This is a genomic window from Gemella sp. GH3 (genome assembly GCF_013415425.1).
GTDB lineage: Bacteria > Bacillota > Bacilli > Staphylococcales > Gemellaceae > Gemelliphila.
In genome coordinates this window covers 1-1,993 of record NZ_JACBYC010000229.1, presented here as the reverse complement: position 1 = coordinate 1,993, position 1,993 = coordinate 1, and the positions used below count along the sequence as shown (strand labels likewise).

Genomic DNA, 1,993 nt, shown 5'->3' with positions numbered 1-1,993 from the left:
CATTTATAGCTGATTTCCCATTATCTTTCGCTTCTGTTACTGCCTCATTTGTTGTTGCTTGGTCTATAGAATTTTTCGCTTTCTCGGCTTCTTTTTCGACTTCTGCCTTAGCCTTATCTTTTTCTTCTGCAGTCATATTTGAAGCATCAATTTCTGATTTTTTAGCGTCGGCTACTCTATCTACTTCCGATTTGGCATCTGCTTTTGCTTTTGATGTTGTATCTATCGCGTTTATTGCCTCTTTTCCGCTATCTTTGGCTTCTGAAACTGCCTCGTTTGTTGTTGCTTGATCTATAGAAGCTTTGGCTTTCTCGACTTCTTTTTCGACTTCTGCTTTTGCCTTAGCTTTTTCTTCTGCTGTCATATTTGATGCGTCGATTTCTGATTTCTTAGCTTCGGCTGTTTTGTCTATTTCTGCTTTAGTTTCCGATTTTGCTTTTGATGTTGTGTCTACCGCATTTATAGCTGATTTTCCATTATTTTTCGCTTCTGTTACCGCCACATCTGTTGTTGCTTGGTCTATAGAAGCCTTGGCTTGCTCGGCTTCTTTTTCGACTTCTTCTTTTGCCTTGGCTTTTTCTTCATCTGTCATATTTGAAGCATCTATCTCTGATTTTTTAACTTCCGCTGTTTTGTCTATTTCTGCCTTAGCATCTGATTTTGCTTTTGATGTTGTGTCAACTGCATTTATAGCTTTTTTACCATTATCTTTCGCTTCTGTTACTGCCTCATTTGTTGTCGCTTGGTCTATAGAAGCTTTGGCTTTCTCTACTTCTCTTTCGACTTCTGCTTTTGCCTTAGCTTTTTCTTCATCTGTCATATTTGAAGCATCTATTTCTGTTTTTTTAGCTTCTTTCACTCGGTCTATTTCTGCCTTAGCATCTGATTTCGCTTTTGATGTTATGTCAACTGCATTTATAGCTGATTTTCCACTATCTTTTGCTTCTGTTACTTCTTGGTCTGTTGTAGTTTTATCTATAGAATCTTTCGCTTTTTCTGCTTCTTTTTCGACTTCTGCTTTTGCCTTAGCTTTTTCTTCATCTGTCATATTTGAAGCGTCGATTTCGTTATTTTTAGCCTCTTTCGCTCGGTCTATTTCTGCCTTAGCATCTGCTTTTGCTTTTGATGTTATGTCCACTGAATTTATAGCTTTTTTACCATTATCTTTCGCTTCTGTTACTTCTTGATTAGTAGTTGCATTATCTATAGAAGCTTTGGCTTGCTCGGCTTCTTTTTCGACTTCTTCTTTTGCCTTGGCTTTTTCTTCATCTGTCATATTTGAAGCATCTATCTCTGATTTTTTAGCTTCTTTCGCTCGGTCGATTTCTGCTTTGGCTTCTTCTTTCGCTTTTGATGCTGCGTTTACCGAATTTATCGCTTTTTTACCATTATCTTTCGTTTCTGTTACCGCCACATCTGTTGTTGCTTGGTCTATAGAATTTTTGGCTTTTTCTGCTTCTTTTTCAACTTCTTCTTTCGCTTTAGCTTTTTCTTCATCTGTCATATTCGAAGCATCTATCTCTGATTTTTTAGCTTCAACTGTTTTGTCGATTTCTGACTTAGCATCTGATTTCGCTTTTGATGTTGTGTCTATTGCGTTTATTGCTGTTTTTCCATTGTCTTTAGCTTCTGTTACCACCACATCTGTTGTTGCTTGCTCTATAGAAGCTTTGGCTTTCTCGGCTTCTTTTTCGACTTCTTCTTTTGCCTTGGCTTTTTCTTCATCTGTCATATTTGAAGCATCTATTTCTGATTTTTTAACTTCGGCTGTTTTGTCGATTTCCGCCTTAGCATCTACTTTCGCTTTTGATGTTGTGTCTACCGCATTTATTGCTGTTTTGCCATTGTCTTTAGCTTCTGTTACCACCACATCTGTTGTTGCTTGGTCTATAGAAGCCTTGGCTTGCTCGGCTTCTTTTTCGACTTCTTCTTTTGCCTTGGCTTTTTCTTCATCTGTCATATTTGATGCATCTATCTCTGATTTTTTAGCTTC

Annotated in this window: 1 protein-coding gene; it reads right to left on the bottom strand. The window is 37.5% G+C overall.

From position 1 onward, the window contains the following. Positions 1-1,993, bottom strand: a 1,993-nt coding sequence (locus HZY83_RS07845) for a DUF1542 domain-containing protein (protein ID WP_179943484.1), incomplete at both ends; no start/stop codon positions are given.